The sequence below is a fragment of the Nostoc sp. DedQUE05 genome, assembly GCF_034530955.1.
In the GTDB taxonomy this organism is placed as follows: domain Bacteria; phylum Cyanobacteriota; class Cyanobacteriia; order Cyanobacteriales; family Nostocaceae; genus Nostoc.
Window position 1 is genome coordinate 16,385 of the sequence record NZ_JAVRCB010000066.1, and the last position, 19,724, is coordinate 36,108.

The following is a 19,724-nucleotide window of genomic DNA, read 5'->3' on the forward strand; positions in this document are numbered from 1 at the left end:
CGCGCAGCAAAGCTTAAAAACTTTACTATGAAAGAGTTACAGGAAAATGCTTTTGTCACAAAAAAACGGCATTGAGCCGAGATAGCAATAGCGTTGGCGAAATATTACTTAACATAGAAATTTTATGATTCTTGAGGCAGTTATTCTTCATGTCAAACCTGGTCTAGAATTTGATTTTGAAACTACTTTCAAAAAAGCTTCTAAAATTATTTCCTCAATGGACGGATATTTATCCCATGAATTGCATAAATGTATAGAAGTCAACGGGAAATACTTATTACTTGTCAGATGGGAAACTTTAGAATCTCATACTGTTGGATTTAGAAGTTCTGCTGAGTATCGAGAGTGGAAAAAACTTCTGCATCATTTTTATGAGCCATTTCCCACTGTTGAACACTTTGAAGGAATTGAAATATGAAAAACAATAAGTTATAAAAACTCATCCTTTGATAAGTTCAGAAGAAGCTGGAGTTAATACAATTTAAGCTCAACTTATAAATGTTGGTGTTTTAGTTACAAATAACTCGTTTTTAGATAAGTAAAACTAAAGTTGGATTTAATCAACTTAATGATTAATTATAAGAAGTCCAAAAATGATAAGTCAAATAGAAGTTTTAGTTAAAAAAACTTCTATTTGACTTATTAATGAACAAGTTTTAGTTAGTCCAGCACGTTCTGGAGTTACAAATAAACAAGTTTTAGTTAGTCCAGCATCTTCTGGAGCTATAAATGCTTGTTCTGTAGCAACGCACCATCAAAATATAGTCTATCTGGTCGTTTATATACCCCTTATACCAATTCAATTAATGATTGCAACACATCCTTGGGTAAAGACGCGACGCCAGTCGCTACAACGGGGAGGCAGCGCGGTCTTGGGGGTTCCCCCCATGAGCGACTGCCGTGGGAACCCCCGCAACGCGCTGGCTCATGAATCGCGTCTCTACAAATGGTCTATTTGTCGCATTCTTTTTTCAACTTGGTATTACTCTACTCGTTGCAGCTGTGCTACTCTGGGGTCAACAATTTTTTGTCCTAAGCCAGAAAATTTAATTGCTACAGACATCTTATTACCCGTTCCGAAAACATGGGTGATTTCACCAAGACCAAAAGTTTTGTGTAATACTCGATCGCCTACTTGCCAATTCTGCTTCGTGTCTTGCTTTCCATTCGGAGTAGAGGCACTTTTGGTATAACTTTGGCGACTCAGGCGTTGAGTAGTTAGTAATTCTTCTGGCAATTCGTCGAGAAATTGCGATCGCACCGCAGGTTCGCGAGAACCATACAAACGACGTTCCCGCGCGTGTGATAAATATAACCTTTCTTGGGCGCGAGTAATCCCTACATAACACAGGCGGCGTTCTTCTTCCAAAGATGCGGGGTCACTTAGCGAACGAAAGCCAGGAAATAGTCCTTGTTCTAATCCCACCAGAAACACTACAGGAAATTCCAAACCTTTGGAAGCGTGTAAAGTCATTAAAGAAACGGCTGTTTGCCCTTCTTTTAAGTTATCTAAATCGGAACTGAGGGCAGCACTATTGAGAAAGTCTCGCAAGGAAATTTCTTCGTTTTCTTCTTGAAATTGCAGCGCAGCGTTGTAAAGTTCCTGAACGTTTTGTACCCGATCTGTGGCTTCATCTGTGCCTTGATTCATCAAGTCTTGAACGTAACCAGAGTCTTCTAATATTCCTTGCAAAACCTCAGTTACCGGAAGTGTAGCGACTTGTCCTTGCCAACGGCTAATCATTGCGGCAAAGTTATTTACAGCTTTTGTCGCCCGTCCAGCTAATGTATTAACTGATGTTTCATCGCTGAGTATTTCCCACAAAGTTGTTCCTAGTTGCCCAGATGCGTTTACCAAAGCGTCAATAGTGGTTTTGCCAATTCCCCGCCGGGGAGTATTGATGACTCGTAATAAACTGACTGTATCAGCTGGGTTAGCGATCGCTCTTAAATAAGCTACTACATCTTTAATTTCTTTGCGATCGTAAAATCTCATTCCTCCTACAACTGTGTAAGGAATTTGATATTTCACCAATAATTCTTCAAAGGGGCGAGATTGGGCATTTGTCCGATAAAGTATGGCAAAACTACCCCAGTCTAACTCTGGATTTTGGTTTTTTAAAGTGCTAATTTGATTAATTACAAATGCCGCTTCTGCAAGTTCTTCATCGGCTTTGTGACAAGTAATCTGCTCACCCGTCCCCCGCGTCGCCTTCAGAACTTTATCAATCCGTTGGGTGTTATTTTCAATCAGTTCATTAGCCGCTTGCAAAATGTTTTCACAAGAACGATAGTTTTCTTCTAGCTTAACCATCGTTCGGGTGTCATCATCTACCAAACCATCGCCAAAGTCTTCCTGAAATCCTAACAAGATGGTGAAATCTGCCATCCGAAAGCTGTAAATTGATTGGTCTGCATCACCGACAACAAAAACTGAGCGATTTTCCCATTCCCATTCGCTCTTTCTGGTTTCGCCATTAGTAACCAATAAATTAATCAGTTGATACTGAGTACGGTTAGTATCCTGATATTCATCTACGAGGATATGACGAAATTTGCGATGCCAATAACCCAATACCTGCTCGTTTTGTTGAAATAATCTCGTAGGTACAAGAATCAGATCGTCAAAGTCAAGAGCGTTGTTTTGTGCTAACTTATCTTGATATAAATTGTAAACTTGGGCTATTACCCGTCCGCGATAATTGGGTTGATCTCGCTCAAATTCTTGGGGTGATAAACCTTGGTTTTTAGCGTTACTAATAGCGTAGCGGACAGAGCGGGCATCAAACTTCTTATCGTCTAAATTTAGCTCTTTATTAACGATTTCTTTGATCAGACTGATAACATCTGATTCATCAAAGATAGAGAAATTGCGATTCCACTTGCGTCCTTTTTCGTCTACATATTTTTCAATATCAAAACGGAGAATGCGAGAAAATAGACTGTGGAAAGTGCCACACCATAAATCTTTGATCGTGTTTTTGTAAACTTGCGATCGCAGTAGTGTTTGTTGGTATTCTGTCAACAAATCCAATCGCTGTCCGTGTTGTTTCATTGCCAGTTGTTCGGCAAACAGCCGTTGAATCCGTTCTTTCATCTCCCGCGCGGCTTTATTCGTAAAAGTAACCGCCAGGATATTTTCTGGATCGACACGGTGTTTCAGAATCAGATTTGCAATGCGATAAGTCAGCGCTCGTGTTTTACCGGAACCTGCGCCAGCAACAACTAGCAATGGGCCACAGTAGTGTTCGACAGCTTGACGTTGGCTGGGGTTAAGGTGACTGAGAAAGTCGATGGTTGTTGTCATAGATGTGAAAAAGCGATGTCTCCGACGGTCACTGAGCGCAGCCGAAGTGCGGGCTACGCCTACGCCTGGGGTCACATCAATAGAAAGTCGCTATTGCCCAGATTACAACATCCTAACGAAACTTGGTCAATCGATTTTGGATTTTAGATTTACAATTTTGGATTAACCTCGCTTGACTACAGTCGGGGCTTGGGGATTGAAGAAAAGACGATTTTAGATTTGTTCCGCCCACAAGGGGCGGGGCTATAAAGATTGGGGGCTAACTGACTGTGTTAGCTTTGCAGTGATGATACAGGAGGGGATTACTCAAGCTTTTACATCCGATCGGCATTTTGAGCAAGCAGGATTTACAAAACTGTTGTAAATCAAAAAATACTGGGATTTTGACAACGTTTGTGTCGTAGCAATTTATGAATTGTCCCTACAATACGTTAACTTTTCTACGTGGATAAGTTAGCGACCAATTATTCCTGCGCGTTCTGTCGTAAAATCAGCGACGGGGAATCAAACATCAAAATATGATGAGCAAGCTCTAACTTGTTCTGTTGTCAACAGTAGGGGCAATTAAATTAATAAATTGCCCCAATACGTTTTTCTGGGGACATGACAATGTTTCCTAGACCGTGGTTTATTTGCTTAAAAAACGCTGTAATACCTAACTGAAAGTATAGTCACCAATAAGACTATTCACTCTTTGAGTACCCAATTGACATTAGGTAACAATACACGATACATCATCATTGAACCGTTAAATTTTTAAAGATGAAAAATTTCTTTAATTGCAAGTTTTACCAGTATAAAGAGGGGTGGATATGGATTTTAGCTTAATTGTATCCAACATTTTGAATCCGCCAATCTTGTTTTTCTTTTTAGGCATGACTGCTGTTTTTGTCAAGTCTGATTTGGAAATTCCCCCACCAGTACCCAAACTCCTTTCGTTGTATTTGCTGTTTGCAATTGGTTTTAAGGGAGGGGTAGAACTAATCAAAAGTGGACTGAATCAGGAAGTAATTCTAACACTCGTGGCAGCAATGATGATGGCTTGCCTTGTTCCAATTTACACCTTTTTTATCCTAAAGGTGAAACTGGATACTTACGATGCTGCGGCGATCGCAGCAACCTACGGTTCTATCAGTGCCGTCACTTTCATCACTGCCGGTGCTTTTCTCACAGAGCTTGGTATTCATTATGATGGTTACATGGTAGCAGCTCTTGCCCTGATGGAATCTCCGGCAATCATTGTTGGTCTGATCTTGGTGAGTATATTCACCGCCGATGAAAAGCGAGAGTTTGCTTGGTCGGAAGTTTTGCAAGAAGCATTTCTTAATAGTTCAGTTTTTCTCCTAGTCGGTAGCCTCTTAATCGGTGTCTTGACAGGAGAACGTGGTTGGCACGTATTAGAACCCTTTGCTCAAGGGTTGTTTTATGGCATTCTCACCTTCTTTTTATTGGATATGGGACTGGTGGCTGCCAGAAGAATTAAAGACTTGCAAAAAACCGGAGTTTTCCTGATTTTATTTGCCATACTAATTCCAATACTCAATGCAGCCATTGGGTTAGCGATCGCCAAATTCATCGGTATGCCTCAGGGAAATTCGCTGCTATTCGCTGTATTGTGTGCCAGCGCTTCTTACATTGCTGTGCCTGCGGCGATGCGGATGACTGTTCCCGAAGCAAATCCCAGCCTATATGTTTCTACCGCTCTAGCAGTCACATTTCCGTTCAATATTATTGTGGGAATTCCGCTATATCTCTACGGAATTAACCTATTCTGGAGGTAATAATATGCACGTAGTTAAAAAGATAGAAATTATCGCCAACTCCTTTGAGCTTGCCAAAATTTTAGATAATTTAGACAAGTCAGGTGTACATAACCATGCCGTCATTAGAAATGTTGTTGGTAAAGGATTACGAGGAACAACAGAAGATTTAGACATGACCATGCTTGATAATGTTTACATTCTCGCGTTTTGTATGCCAGAAGAACTCAAGCGTGTTGTCGAAAATATCAGACCACTCCTAAATAAATTCGGAGGTACTTGTTACGTTTCCGATGTGATGGAAATTCGCTCTGTCAGATGTATCGCGTCTCTGTAAGAGAGTTATAAATTTAATGAAACATTTCATGGAACGTCGTGACTTTTTGAAGTTAGGAATGACCGGGGCCTTTGGGATGATGCTAACTGCCAGCGATTTACTCTGGCGGGTAGAACAGGCTAAAGCTGCCGAAATCCCCTCAACTTCCCCTGAATCTCTCAGTCCCGATGCAGCATTGCAAAAGCTGATTGACGGAAATCAGCGCTTTGTCGCTCATCATCCCCAATACCCCGATCAATCTGAGCTGCGGTTGCACGAAGTTGCTCAAGCTCAACATCCATTTGCAACTATTCTTAGTTGTGCGGATTCACGAGTACCCGCAGAAATTGTTTTCGATCAAGGCATTGGGGACATTTTTGATGTTCGGATTGCCGGCAATATTGCCACACATGAAGCGATCGGCAGTATTGAATATGCAGTTGTCTTATTAAATTCTCCACTGCTGATGGTGATGGGTCATGAGCGTTGTGGTGCAGTAACCGCAGCTGTCCAAAACGAATCGTTACTCGGTGATATTAGTACTTTTGTGAAGGCAATTAAGCCAGCAGTAGAAAAAGTCAAAAGTCAGTCTGGTGATGCAGTTGAAAACGCTGTGGTGGCAAATGTGCAATATCAAATTGAACGATTGAAGCGCTCAAAGCTTTTAACTGAGCAGGTGGAGTCAGGCAAATTAAAAATTGTCGGAGGACGTTACGACTTGGATACAGGGAGGGTGAGTATCATTACTTAATTCACGGGATGAGGGAGCAGAGGGGGAGAGAGGCAGGGGAGCAGGGGAGCAGGGGAGCGGGGAGATGAGGGAGATGAGGGGACAAGGGGACAAGGGGACAAGGAGATAAACAAAACTCCTAACTCCTAACTCTTAACTCCTAACTCTTAACTCCTAACTCCTAACTCAGCACTCCTAATGCCCAATGCCCAATGCCCAATGCCCCATTCAATCCTGCACAGTCATTGGCAGACGAATAGTGAAAGTAGAGCCAATTCCTGGCTGACTTTTGACAATAATTTCACCACCCATCATCTGGCAAAAGTGGCGGCTAATTGCCAACCCCAATCCCGTACCTCCATACTTTTTCGTAGTTGAAGTATCACCTTGTGTAAAAGGTTGAAATAACTGCTGCTGTTGACGGTTAGACATACCGATACCTGTGTCGGTAACGGTGAAAATAATGCTGCCTAAAGGAGCATCCAGCCGGACTTCATCTTTTTCTCTTTTGACTGTCAGCATTATCTTACCGTTTGTAGTGAACTTACTAGCGTTACTTAGTAAGTTTAATAACACCTGCCGCATCCTGGTTTGATCGGCATACATGGTGCCAAGTTGCTCATCAAAATCCACTTCTAAAACATTGGCATTTTTTTCTATAGCTGGCTTGACTGTGAGAACAACGTTATGAATTAGCGTTGCAATCTCGAATGTCTCAGGATACAGGGTCATTTTCCCTGCTTCAATTTTTGACAAATCGAGGATTTCGTTAATCAAGTGCAGTAGATGCTTACCAGCAGCATTAATTGTTTCTAAGTCGGTGATAAAGTCTGGCGATAAACCAAGATCCGTAGCGTCGTCTTCTAGTAGTTGGCTTAAGCCAATGACAGCATTTAATGGTGTGCGTAATTCGTGGCTGACATTGGCCAAAAATATGCTTTTTGCTTTGCTAGCAGCTTCGGCTAATTCTTTAGCTTGTTGTAGTTCTTTTGTTCGCTCAGATACGCGCTCAATCAGACGATTTAGAGATTTGGCGAGTAGGCCAATTTCATCTTCAGTGGTAACAGGCGCTCGCAAATCAAAATTATGTTTCCTGGCAACTTGTTCAGCTACTTGGGTTACAGTGATCACTGGTTCAGCGATCGCTCGACTGGTACGCCAAGCTACAATAGCTGCGATCGCTACCGAAACCAGCATACTCACGATCACGATGAATCGCTCAACTATTCTCGCCTGCTCAACGGCTTTTTGCCTTTCTTGCTCTTGTTCTTGGGCAGTTTGCAGGATGTTAGTCAAGCTTTGAGAAAGCTGGTCTAACTGCATGGCTGTTTCACCACGCATTATTGTTAATAACTGCGATCGGGCCGAAGAAATCTTCTGAGGCTGCACTTTTGGGGAGTCAATTTTCTGTAAGACAACCTCGATTTGGTCAACGTAGGCTTTTAAATTAGTCTTATAATCCAGCAATAAGGTCTGTAAAGTCGAACTTGTTGCTGCTAGTCTTTTAGGTTTAGTATCGAGAAATCCGCCAATTTTTGACTCTAGTTGCTTGGCTTTTTCAACATTCTTCAGAAAATCAGCTTTTTTGCTTTGCAGTTGTTGTGAATTTTCTAATACAGCAACTAGGTTATAACTATGTAATTGCGCTCCTACTACGGCATCTTTATAATTACTCAGTAGTTGTCCTTGTTCATAAGCTTGATTGAATTGTCTAACTTCCCTTCCTCGGTAGTAATTAGCAATCACTAACCCAGTCAGTGAGCCAAAAAAGCCAATTCCAATAGCTACAAAGTACCCATAACCAATTTTTTGATGGATACGCCAAGAACTAGCTTTGAGTTTCCCTCGTGAAGGAAATTCTATAGTTGGGAGTTCGTCTGTCGATGGCTCTTCGGCTGACACTTTTTTGCTTTTTGAACTGCTGTATATAGGGGTTGGCTTTTGAGGAAAGCATTTCTCAAACCTCCTTGCCTTCCTGCAAAAATAATCAAATTAGTTTAGATTGTCAAAATATCTTAATTAGTCATTAACATCTACATTATCTTCTTTTATCGCAAGAGCAAATCATTGCTTGCTAGATAATTAGTACCACCTTAAATTATATAAGTAAATTTTCCAACTGTTTATCTAAGTATAATTACTATACAAATAACTTACTTTTTTTAGGATCGATGATATAGTTTCCTCCACCAAAGACCCACCTGAGAGCGTCTTCTCCTGACTACACTACTTTCCACAATATGCGGTTGATAGCAAGCAATGAGTTATTGCGATCGCCTAAGCCACTACTCTACCTTACTGCTTCCTTATAAAATTAATACAATCAGGAAAAAAAACAAAAGGTTTGATACTTATTGGAAATTGGGGATGGGAAGAAGCAGAGGTGCAAAGAGGCATTAGGAGTGCTGAGTAATGAGTTATGAGTTATGAGTTATGAGTGCTGAGTTATGAGTTATTCTCCCTCTGCTCCCCTGCTCCCCTGCTCCCCTGCTCCCATATTCAGGCACACCTATCATAAAACAGGTTAAAAGTCTAGTCTATATGGACGAGCAAAAATTTTTATTACGTATTAATATCAATACGAATGCGTGAATTGACGAACGCGGCTTAAGATAGCTTTAATATCGGATAAAATCGGCTTCTAGGCTTATATAAATGAGAAGTAGAGTGATTTTTGGATAATCTGTACTTAGATTTAGTACGATTATGAGCAAATGACACGGAATGGGATAATCACAACCTGAGGATTCCGGTTGATTCCAAAAATAGAACTCAGGAAGTTGATTATAATACATCCTGCTGCTTTCTGAGTTCTATCCTCCTACTGACTGTCTATCTTGTAGTTGATGCAGTAGATAGTATGGGGCAACTATGGTTATAGGACACTAAAACTTTTTGTGCCTTTCACCAAATTGTACTGATTCCCAAGTACATTACCTAATCAACAACCCTTTGGTTGTAATTATCCAGATTAGAAAAACTCAACTGTCAAATTAATAGGAGTGAAAATGCCAGAACAAGAATTTACCGAAACCCAATCTAAAGAGACTACAGTGGCAGAGATCAACAGCCAAACGGGAACCATCACCAAACTCCAGCCTCCGGCACAGCCTCAAGACGAATGGGTAAAATACGGAGAGCAAATTTCTACCTTTTTAGCAACATTACCAGATTATCTAGGAAGCTTCTTTAATCAATATAAGCAACCCCTGGTAACAGTTGGTTTGATTGTAGGATCGATTGTTGCCGTTAAAGTACTCTTGGCAATATTAGATGCTTTGAATGATATCCCTTTGGTAGCACCTACTTTTGAGCTGATCGGTATTGGTTACTCTGCCTGGTTTGTTTACCGTTATTTACTCAAAGCCTCAACCAGGAAAGAGTTAACGAGTGAAATCACCACTCTTAAATCACAAGTTGTCGGCAAACAAATTCCAGAAGCTTAATATCTAATTATCGCTTCTCTATGAGACGCTACGCGTAGTATACTCCTGTGTAGAAGTACACCTAATTCCAAATGACTGAAGTCTGAACGCCGATTTTCAGCGTTCAGACTTCTCTCGAAGTTTCTTACGAAGTTTATTAACACTACGACCTGTAAAGGTCGCTTTCTCAAACCTTGGTTTAATTACGAATTACTAATTAGTAATTATTATTGAGGCGAACCTGCGGTGGGCAATTTACCCTTTGGGTTCGGTTTTGGAGTCTGTGGTAGTTCTGGAGAGATTTTGGGCGATGCCTGGGTTGGGCTATCCCTACGCACTATATTCGGAGATGTAATTGCCGCCAGTTTGCCCCGTTTGACTAAAGCTTGATGAATCATCGCCGCCACTTCCGCCCGACTAGCTACTTTGTTGGGATCGAGGACTTGGGGATTTGGATAGTTAACTACCAAACCATTAGTTGTAGCAGCAGCTATTTTACCGATAGCATAAGGCGGAATATCTTTAGCATCTTTATAGAAACTGATAATCTGATTTGGGGAAGTGGGTGCTTTCAAATTCAACCCGCTGACAAGGGCAACTAAAACTTGGACTCGTGAAATATTTTGTTGCGGTTTGAAGGTTTTTTTCGGGTAGCCCTTGAGAAAACCCGCACTGATGGCTTGGTCAATTGCTGAAGTTGCCCAAAATTTTGTTGGTACATCTTGAAATGCGATCGCAGTCTTAGATGGTTCTTGGTCAAAAGCTTTTTCTAGTATGGCAGCAAATTCAGCGCGGTTTACAGGCTGATTTGGTCTAAAAGAATAATCAGGAAATCCTTTGAGAATCCCACGGGCAGAAAGAACGTCTATAAAACGCCTACCCCAAAAGTCATTAGGCACATCGTTAAATGCAATTGGCGGCGGAATGATTGATTTTGGTTTTGCCGGAGTTACTAAAGGCAACGCTGATGATTTGAGTGATGACTCAAGTTCTGTTGCAGGAGATACAGGTCTTTGTGGTTGTGGGGATTGAGTTGGAATTACCAGAATAGATGGTAACATTGCGCGGTAAGGAGTTGCGCTGTTAGTTGGGAATGAAGGTGTCTTGGGTTCAACAACAGCTTCAGGTGAAGAATAGGGCAAAACGTTGTTGGGGACTGTATAAGGTTCTACCTTGGCAGTAGGAGAGGGCAATACTTGATTTGGTTGAACGCTAGGAGATGGAGTAGAGGAAGGCAACAGCAGTCCGTTTAAGTTCCAGCTAGAATCTCTGCGGGACAATGACCAAAAAAGAATCGCTCCGATAGTGGTGAAGGCAACCAAAATGGCTATAAATTCATCAAAGCCAAGGGCAGTTTTTGGGGATGACTCCGGTTCGGAAGGAGGTCTATTTGTCATCGTGATTACCCTGGTAGCAGTAAAATTTGTGTCTAAACAAATTAAGCCACAGATGACTCTTTTACACCAGCCCTTTTTTAATTCGTAATTCGTAATTCGTAATTTGTAGTACGGTATTAGATTTCTGGTTCAACGCCAAGCGATCGCAATTGGGCAGCTAGGCGATCGGCTCTTTGGGATTCTTGTTCGGCTCTTTGAGATTCTTGTTCGGCTCTTTCATCGCCACTCAACAACAAATTCCCTTGTAAATCCCACCAACGCAACCAGGGTAATTCCACATTCTGATATTTTCCCTGCCATAAGCCTAATTCAACACCCAAAGCAACTATAGGATAATGTCCTCGTTCATTTGCTGGTAAAATCTGATACTGTCCTTCAATCAGATGATAAACTTCTAGGCTGGCTTTACTCGCTTCATAAATGCCGTAGAAGGCAGGACGAATCACCTGCTCATAAATCCAAAATTTACCCTTCAAAGGAGTTTTATCTCGTTCTTCACTACCGTCCCCAGAGACAAATTCTAAGACAATCAACGGGGCAATAAATTCTCGCCACATCACATAAGAACGTCGGGTTTGCCCATTGAGCAAAAACGGTACATTCGGGACATAAAACCAATCTGGTGCTTCCGCGCCTTTTTCAAGGGGATCGGTCAAGCGCCAGTAAATGCCTAAGTCCTGCCCTATACAGTATTCACCTTCAGGATTTAATTGCTTGAGGATGGGTGTAATTGAGTCAGTTAGTAGAAGGCTTTGGGGATGCTCTTGCCAATTTTTCACAAAAGTACCATTGGACTCAGGAAGCTGGGTATGATCGGGGAAGGGGAAAGGAGCCAGAGCGTTGGGTGGATCGGTTACAGAAGTCATAACGCTACCTTTGCACTTTTGGTAAAGGTTATTTTTAAGTTTAGCTTGCGTAGGCGTAGCCCGCACTTCTCTACGAGACGCTGCGCGAACGGCTGCGCTCAGTGACCGTCGTAGACATCGCTTTCTCAATATTCTCCCAGATTATAAATTGCCCGCCAATTACTTCCAGTTGCCTGAGAAAGATTTTCAGCTTGACAGACCACTAGTTTTATTAGATACCTAAACTAAAATCGGATTTTGAGGGTGGCAGAATGTAAAATATTAACTTATTCTTTACCTGTCTTTGAAAAAATCAGGGTGTCTAGTGCCAGAAGAATTTAGTTGCCAAATCTCACCGCCATTTTTGTCTGAGGGTAGCGATCGCGATCTTGGTTTAGATTCAACTCTCCAAGAACTACCAATGTATAACTTCTCGGTGGAAATCAGCCACACCGGGATGGAAGTGGCTAGTTTTTTGGAAAAATACCCCCTGCTACCAGGAGTAATTTTGGTAGAACAGGGACAGTTTATTGGGATGATTTCGCGGCGGCGACTACTAGAATTTTTGATTCGTCCATTCGGACAAGAGTTATTTGTTCAGCAACCATTAGCTGTTCTCTACAGCTATGTGCGGACACCGATGTTGCTTGTTACTGATACAACATCGATTTTAACAACAATGCAACTTAGCTTAAAGCGATCGCCAGAATTATTAGCAGAACCAATTGTCGTAGAAACGGAATCTGGCGCTTATAGATTGTTAGATGTCCAAGAATTGAATATTATTTCTTGGCAAATTCGGGGAATCGACAATCTGATTCGTTATGAACGCAGTCAAGCCCAAATGATTCAAAATGATAAAATGGCAAACTTGGGGCGTTTAGTAGACGGCGTAGCCCACGAAATTTTAGACCCAGTAGGTTTTATTTGGGGGAACATAATTTATGTTTCAAACTACAGTCAAGATTTACTCAAACTCATAGCAGCTTACGACCGAGAGTTACCATCAGCTTCTCAGGCAATTAACCAGATTAAAGAAGAGATTGAGTTTGATTTTTTAGAACAAGATTTGTCGCGATCGCTCGCTAGTATTCGCACAGGAGCGGAAAGATTAAAAAAACTCGTTACTAGCTTGCAAAACTTCTGTCATATTGATGAACTTTTTCCCAAACCAGTAGATTTACACGCCTGTATAGATAGCATAATTTTATTAATTAATAGCCGTCTTCAAGGAGAAATTGAAATCGTCAAATACTACGGTCAATTACCCCCAGTGTATTGCTTTATGGGGCAATTTAACCAGGTTTTGATGAATATTTTAAGTGAAGTTGTGGATACTTTACTCAATGAAGCAGTGCGACAGCAGTTACATTTAGAAGAGACAAAGACTGTTCAAAAACCCCGAATTGAGATTACCACAGAAGTTATATCACAAGAAGCAAGCAACCCAGATGCACCAGATTCTCGCTGGGTTTTAATTCGCATTGCTGACAATGGCTCTGGAATGTCTGAAGAATTACAACAGCAAATTACGGAGTCTTTTTCTCTGGAAACAAAGAATGGTAAAAATACTGGTTTAGCAGTAAGTTATCGAATTATCACTGTGAGACATGGCGGTAAATTGAATTTTCATTCACAGATTGGTATAGGTACAAAATTTGAAATATTGTTACCTTTGGTGTAGCAATATGCTTTTAGGAAAATAACCTAAATGTAAATATTTTTATAAATATTTTATTTTATAAATATAGCGGTTATCGAATGGAAGCAATACACTTTGATCTTTCTCCAAACCTCTCTCCTAAAAGGCTACGGTATACACACAAGTCTGAAATAGCTGATTAACCAAGTTTTTACCCCACCCTAACCCTCCCCTTGGAAAGGGGAGGGAACTAGATTTCCGGTTTCCCCCCTTGGAAAGGGGGGATTAAGGGGGGTAGCCCTTTCAAGGTGACGAACAAAGATACATTGTTTCAGTGTTTCAGTCCTACCATTTTGAATCCTCCGCCGAGATTTTGGGATTTTTGAATATTGAAATTACCAATTTTCGTTTTAAATTTCACCACCTTGAAAGGGCTGGATTAAGGGGGGTTAGGTCTGTATTGGACTCAACCGAGAAGCGCTATAGGTTCTAAGCTCCTTGTTTGTCTATTTATTTGTAGGTTGTGTTCAAGGATAAAACTCAATATTTACTTTGGCATCGAAATTATAAAGAATACTTTCAGTAACTTCACCTTAACTTCATTTGTTGACAAAATTCATTAAGGAAAATGCTTAAATGCTTTCTCAAAATGCTTGATTACTTTCTCATTTCGGTAAATTTAGCAAGCAAAAAGGTATATTGCTTTCTCAAAATGCTTAAATGCTTTCTCATTTCAGTAGATTCAGCAAACAAAAAGGCATATTGCTTTCTCAAAATGCTTGATTACTTTCTCATTTCGGTATATCGCGTATTTATTTTGGTAGATTCAGCAAGCATTAAATTGTAGGGTGCGTTAAAACAGGCGTAACGCACTAATAAATGCAGTGCGTTACGGCTAGAACAGCAATTAATTAAAATGTCTTTTGCAGCAAGCTTTCGCCACGTTGATAAATTTCCCGTGCGTGATCAGTCCAAGCGCCTTGCCCCCAATAACGAAAACAACTGGTTTGCAGCAAAAGATTATGTAGGAGAACGTTACGGTATTGAGATTGTCTAGCAATCGGTTCTTCTGAGTCAGTTTGCAGTAATGGATCGATCTTTTGATGAAATAAACTGCTTAATTGATACATGGGAGACAACACATTTTCATATCCTTTTACCCAACTGATATGATTTGTCCACGAGGCTCCATCCAGATGAAAATTAGAGTTTGTTTGCTTTAATTCTTGAATGGCATTCTCTACAGCTTCCGGTTGAATATTATCTGGTGAAATTCGCTCCCAAATCTGATATTGTCCCACTGGCTGACAAGTTGGATAATCTTCAGGGTTGCATCCAGCAGCTTCGATTAATTCTAAATATTCTGTACCACACACACCAACAATACCTGATTTTCCTCTGCCATTATTTACCATATCCCACCAAGCTTGTTTAAAAGCACTAGGAAATTCATTCATCATCACGCCGCCATTTTCACCATCGCCAATTTGGCTAACTATTGATGGTATAGACACACTACCAAGTTGTTGTTTAGATAATGTTTTAGCTTCATAATAAGGCTGCATCTGAGCAACTAATTTAGTATCGGAACCTTGGGTTTTAATTAAGGCTGTGATGCTAATTGTTTCGCCTTGAGAATTACGGGCAATTAAACGATGTGGTAAATGTTTATAAGTGAGAGATTGACCAGTAAGAGTTTCTACAGAATGTTCTTGAACAAGTAACCAGCGATATCCACATTCTTTTAGCGCTTTCACAAATTCATAGAGAGCATCAGGGTGATTGGGTAGGTGCATTTCTGGGGGCGAAAATCCTTTGACTCGCGCTAGTGCTTCCCAGCCAAAAATTGCTGCAAAGTGATGTTGCCATGCAACGATATGTAATTTAATATCTGCTATGGGTGTGGAAGGAATAACTGCATGACCCCACATTGTACCCAGCCATTCTACATAAGGTTGGTAGGTGCGATCGCAAGTAATCCGTTTAAGATTATCGAGAACATCACCGCGTCCCATTTGCCGCAGTCCCCACAGAAGATTACCAGAGTAATCCAACATTACACGCGGATTGCAACCTTGATTGACAAGTTCGGGGATCAAGTCACCCATGCGGCTGTAACAATGGGCAAAGGGATCTGCATTGTGGTTATCCCCTTCATGGGGATGTTCAAACATATATTGCAGATTGCTGATGAGTGTACCGCCATTTCCAGCAGGTATAGTTGGCTGGTGCATGTGCAAAGCGATCGCAAATACAGCATTTACATTTTCCAACTTAATATTCGTGGTTGGTAAAAATACTGGTCGATCTTGGTTAACTACAGAGAGAACCTCTATTTCCCAACCAGAAATATTCGGTAAGCCATCAATGATTTCGGGCAAAGGAGTCAGGGTTGTGGGGAAGGAAAGCATTTCTGATTGCTCCGAAACAAGGTATGTCTCATTATGCGATCGCCCAGCAATTTCTGAACTGCAACTTTATGTATTGATGCAAACTGCGATCGTCTTAATAGTCCCGCAATATCTGTGTTGTTCAACAGTTTTGATATCGCACTTGTATAAAAAACACTAAAAAATATACAGTAATTCTATTTAATTTTGTTGCTATAAGCGTACATTTGTACCTCCCTATAGCCGATTCATTATGTTGCAAATATTTTTGAAAATGGTATGATACAACTCAAAATTCAGAAATTCAGATTTCATCTGGCTTTCTGGGCTTGAATCTGTTTTCCTCTTTTAAATAAGCTCTAAAATTCACAGAAACTATAAACATTAAATATTATTTTTTATTAATATAAAATTTTCTATTCTATGCTTTACGCAAATTTAATTTTAGGAGCAGTCTAATGAAACTAAAACAATTTGGAATTACATTTTTGAGCGTTTGTATTGCTGCTTTTTCAGGAATAAAAGCAGCAGAAGCGGCATCATTTTCAGTAATTGCCGACGATCTTAATAGTCCACGGGGTCTAAGTTTTGGCCCTGACGGCAGTCTCTATGTCACAGAGGCAGGAACAGGTGGAAGTGGAGCTTGTGTTCCTTCACCGAGTGCCGCAGGCCAATCTTTATGTTATGGCACAACTGGTGCAGTCACCAAAATTAGAAATGGTACACAAGAGCGTATACTTACAGGACTTCCTTCTCTAGCATTACCAAATGGTACTGATAGTAGTGGGCCTCAAGATATCAAATTTGATGCTACTGGCAAGCCTTATATTGCAGTTGGGTATGCTTCCGATCCCACATTTCGCGCCACATTAGGTAACACTGACTTAGGAAAAATCATTACTGCTAATTTCAATACAAATTCCTGGACTAGTGTGGCTGATTTAGCTAATTATGAACTTGCAAATAATCCTGATGGAGGCGATCTAATTAGCAATCCCTTCTCTCTTCTTTTAGATGGAAATAAGATTGTTGCAGTTGATACTGGTGCTAATGAGTTACTCAGTGTCGGGACTGATGGAAGTAATTTGAAAGCGATCGCCACAATTCCCCGCCAGACATTAACTAATCCAGTTTTTCCCACTGGTGCATCGTCATCGCCATTTGAAATTCAAGCAGTACCCACAAATATCGCCAAAGGCCCAGATGGCGCTTATTATATTAGCCAATTAACTGGTTTTCCTTTTCCCGAAGGTGAAGCAAAAATCTACCGAGTTGGTGCTGATGATAAACCAACAGTTTATACTGATGGCTTTACCCAACTTACTGACTTAGATTTTGATAGTCAAGGTAATTTATATGCTTTGCAATACGCTAATCAGTCACTCTGGAAAGGTAATCTAGATGGTTCTGTAATTAAAATAGCCAAGGATGGGACTCGCACAACTATTCTTAGTGGCAATGGATTAGAGTCTCCTACTGCTTTGACTATTGGTGCTGATGATGCTATTTACGTGACAAACCGAGGCGATGGCCCTGGACTTGGACAAGTTATCAAAATTGAGAATTCCAAGTCTGTTCCTGAATCTACTTCTACTTTCAGCTTATTAGCATTTCTTGGCACTGCGAGCCTTACTTTTTTGCACAAGGGTAAAGCCAAAAAACTGAAGATTTCGGAGAAGTTTATTCAGGAGTGTTGAGTCAATACGGTTCGGATAAGATCCCACCGCCTACGGCGACCCCCTTAAAAAGCTACGGTGTACACACAAGTCAAATTACCCCCCTTAATCCCCCCTTGTAAAGGGGGGAAATAAGAAATCTAGTTCCCTCCCCAATACATACGGGGAGGGTTAGGGTGGGGTAAAACCTTGGGTTAATCAGCTATTTCAGACTTGTGTGTACACCGTAGCCTTAAAAAGGGGGTAAAGAGGAGAAAAAGCCCTGCTTTTTAAGGGGGGTTGGGGGGATCTTCGAGAGAGAAATATGTTAACCGAACTGTATTGAGTATTGAGTCTGCGATCGCCCTCGGCGTCTCCCCTTCTCTACGAGACGCTACGGGAAGGGGTAAGTTTTTCAATCAGTCGTTGTCTGCTTGGTGCTGGCGGTGTTGCTATGCGTAAAATTAGCTCTAACAACCAAGGGGCAAGGCGTTGACACAACACAGCTAAATGACTTTGCCATCCGACTAAAATTTCTGATGAATCATTCTGCATTCCGGTGACGAGTGCTTTAGCCACTTGCTGGGGAGTCATGGGGATTACCCAGCGGAATAATTTTAAGTCGCGCACCATGTCTGTGTCTGTCAGGGAAGGCAGTAATGCAATCACGCGGATATTGTGTTCGGCTAATTCTTGGCGCAAGGCTTGGGTAAATCCTAAGATGGCAAACTTGGTTGCTGAGTATGTCGCCATCGTTGGTGCTGCAACTTTCCCCATCAAGCTCGATACATTGACAATTGTCCCTTGTCTTTGACTGGCCATGCGTCGAGCAATCAAACTAGTGAGGTTGTACATCCCTAACAAGTTCACCGAAATTTCTTCTTGAACTTGGGGCATTTTAGATTGCAAAAACGAACTTTGATATGCGACTCCCGCACAATTAACCAGCAAATGAATCTGTCCGTAATTGCGCCAGAGTTGGGCAACAGCGATATTTACTTCAATTGTCTGCGTCAAATCTAAAGCCACGATCGCAGCTTCTGTACCCATCGCCTCGATTTCGTTGGCTACCTCCACTAACTTGCGGCGATCGCGTGCTATCAATATCATCCGCTTGATGCCTTGTTGCGCTAATTCGATGGCGATCGCTCGTCCAATTCCACGCGAAGCCCCTGTAATTAGGGCAACTTTACCTTGAATCTCCATTAGTTTTATTCTCCAAAATTTAAGTCTTACCAAACTCTTCGTTATTGCCGATACACACAAGCAAGAGCTACTTACTTGTCGGCACAAAGTAAGACAAATAATTAATCACAATTCAAATCAAACTGAAACTAAGCCTTTAGCAACAAGATATTTCTTGGTTAATCTGCAATCCCTCATAATTGTCTATACGAGGCAGAAATTTCTCGTTTTGAACCCGTCAAAGCCTAACACACTTGGCTGAATGGGTATAGCTCATAGATTTTATTTCTCCTAGATCCGAGCGTTCATCAGCATCGCTGTCATACACACGTTAGCAATTAAATCAAGCTATTGCAATATTCTTTAATAAGAATTTCTTAATACTTTTTAACGACAAATATATATATACAAAAGATTTTATTAAATAAGTTTTTATGAATCCCTCAGCATAAATATCTCATTTTCCTGACAAATAGCCCTGTTTTAGGAAATTGCTATATCTAATTCATGGTTTAGAAACAAAAAAGACATATAGGATTTTGGCTGATGGTTGCAATAGTTAGAGTTTTTAACTCACAAAATTACATCAGTATATTTACTGCATATTTACTGTTTTATTGAAAATATAGATTGATGACCTTTATTGATTGAAAATAATCAAAAATGGCTAGATTGTTGTCTAAAATTATCTGCCAAAATTTTAGGATAAATAGTAATTTATTTAGGTTTAGCTTTGAGTTCATCAAAGTAATGCTTGAGACTTGCTTTGTCTATAACCAACTTCAATCATTCATGAATAATAAGATCCTCGACTTTTTAGAGAAGTCGGGGATCTAACTGTAAGTCAACATGATTCCTAATTGATGATTCTGCCTAAAGTCGTATCCCGTAAATTTACGTAATTAGAAATTATTACCCCACGCTTAAATCGACTTACTCGCAGCAAGGATGGATATCAATACTGCTCGGTTAAGAATATTTGTAAAACAGATACCTCGAAGTCATGTTGAGGTACTCCAAAGTCGTGTTGAGGTACTCCAAAGTCGTGTTGAGGTACTTCAAAGTCGTTTTG

The 19,724-nt window shown here is 40.7% G+C and carries 13 protein-coding genes; 7 read left to right on the plus strand and 6 right to left on the minus strand.

The annotated features are described in order from the left end of the window. The first annotated feature begins 124 nt into the window (after positions 1-124). Positions 125-418, plus strand: coding sequence for an antibiotic biosynthesis monooxygenase (locus RMZ42_RS32035; protein ID WP_322675211.1), 294 nt, complete (start codon positions 125-127; stop codon positions 416-418). Positions 419-982: 564 nt separating this feature from the next. Here the strand turns inward: RMZ42_RS32035 and pcrA are convergent. Beyond that, entirely contained in the window at positions 983-3,307 is a 2,325-nt protein-coding gene (pcrA, locus tag RMZ42_RS32040; protein ID WP_322675221.1) for a DNA helicase PcrA, read from the minus strand. Between the two features lie 812 nt (positions 3,308-4,119). Between pcrA and RMZ42_RS32045 the strand changes: the two genes are divergently transcribed. From RMZ42_RS32045 to RMZ42_RS32055, 3 genes are read left to right on the plus strand one after another with little or no spacing between them, the layout of a single operon-like run. Next, positions 4,120-5,088 carry a sodium-dependent bicarbonate transport family permease gene (locus RMZ42_RS32045; RefSeq protein WP_322675212.1) on the plus strand — a complete coding sequence of 323 codons (969 nt, stop codon included), beginning with the start codon at positions 4,120-4,122 and terminating at the stop codon, positions 5,086-5,088. A 4-nt stretch (positions 5,089-5,092) separates the two neighbouring features. Then, positions 5,093-5,404 (plus strand): P-II family nitrogen regulator, encoded by a 312-nt coding sequence (locus RMZ42_RS32050; protein WP_289799207.1) that lies wholly within the window; start codon positions 5,093-5,095, stop codon positions 5,402-5,404. A gap of 28 nt (positions 5,405-5,432) precedes the next feature. After that, positions 5,433-6,134 (plus strand): carbonic anhydrase, encoded by a 702-nt coding sequence (locus RMZ42_RS32055; protein ID WP_322675222.1) that lies wholly within the window; start codon positions 5,433-5,435, stop codon positions 6,132-6,134. A gap of 207 nt (positions 6,135-6,341) precedes the next feature. Here the strand turns inward: RMZ42_RS32055 and RMZ42_RS32060 are convergent, their stop codons facing one another. Further along, entirely contained in the window at positions 6,342-8,015 is a 1,674-nt protein-coding gene (locus RMZ42_RS32060; RefSeq protein WP_322675213.1) for a sensor histidine kinase, read from the minus strand. Positions 8,016-9,121: 1,106 nt separating this feature from the next. On the opposite strand from RMZ42_RS32060, the gene RMZ42_RS32065 reads away from it, so the two are divergent. Then, a complete protein-coding gene (locus RMZ42_RS32065) occupies positions 9,122-9,559 on the plus strand; it encodes a CAAD domain-containing protein (protein ID WP_322675214.1) in 438 nt (145 codons plus the stop codon). Positions 9,560-9,765: 206 nt separating this feature from the next. On the opposite strand, the gene RMZ42_RS32070 is transcribed toward RMZ42_RS32065, so the two are convergent. Then, positions 9,766-10,935, minus strand: a complete 1,170-nt coding sequence (locus RMZ42_RS32070; protein WP_322675215.1) for an S-layer homology domain-containing protein — start codon at positions 10,933-10,935, stop codon at positions 9,766-9,768. A 116-nt stretch (positions 10,936-11,051) separates the two neighbouring features. Continuing rightward, the gene (locus RMZ42_RS32075) at positions 11,052-11,801 is read right to left on the minus strand and encodes a Uma2 family endonuclease (RefSeq protein WP_322675216.1); all 750 of its coding nucleotides are present in this window, start codon (positions 11,799-11,801) and stop codon (positions 11,052-11,054) included. Positions 11,802-12,105: 304 nt separating this feature from the next. Between RMZ42_RS32075 and RMZ42_RS32080 the strand changes: the two genes are divergently transcribed. Continuing rightward, positions 12,106-13,464, plus strand: a complete 1,359-nt coding sequence (locus RMZ42_RS32080; RefSeq protein WP_322675217.1) for a sensor histidine kinase — start codon at positions 12,106-12,108, stop codon at positions 13,462-13,464. A gap of 869 nt (positions 13,465-14,333) precedes the next feature. Here the strand turns inward: RMZ42_RS32080 and RMZ42_RS32085 are convergent. Next, positions 14,334-15,833 carry a glycosyl hydrolase family 57 gene (locus tag RMZ42_RS32085; RefSeq protein WP_322675218.1) on the minus strand — a complete coding sequence of 500 codons (1,500 nt, stop codon included), beginning with the start codon at positions 15,831-15,833 and terminating at the stop codon, positions 14,334-14,336. A 437-nt stretch (positions 15,834-16,270) separates the two neighbouring features. Here RMZ42_RS32085 and RMZ42_RS32090 point away from each other — a divergent pair, with 437 nt between their 5' ends. Beyond that, positions 16,271-17,509, plus strand: a complete 1,239-nt coding sequence (locus RMZ42_RS32090) for a ScyD/ScyE family protein (protein ID WP_322675219.1) — start codon at positions 16,271-16,273, stop codon at positions 17,507-17,509. Between the two features lie 342 nt (positions 17,510-17,851). Here the strand turns inward: RMZ42_RS32090 and RMZ42_RS32095 are convergent, their stop codons facing one another. Further along, on the minus strand, positions 17,852-18,673 hold the full coding sequence (locus RMZ42_RS32095; RefSeq protein ID WP_322675220.1) for an SDR family NAD(P)-dependent oxidoreductase: 822 nt from the start codon (positions 18,671-18,673) through the stop codon (positions 17,852-17,854). Between the last annotated feature and the right edge of the window lie 1,051 nt (positions 18,674-19,724).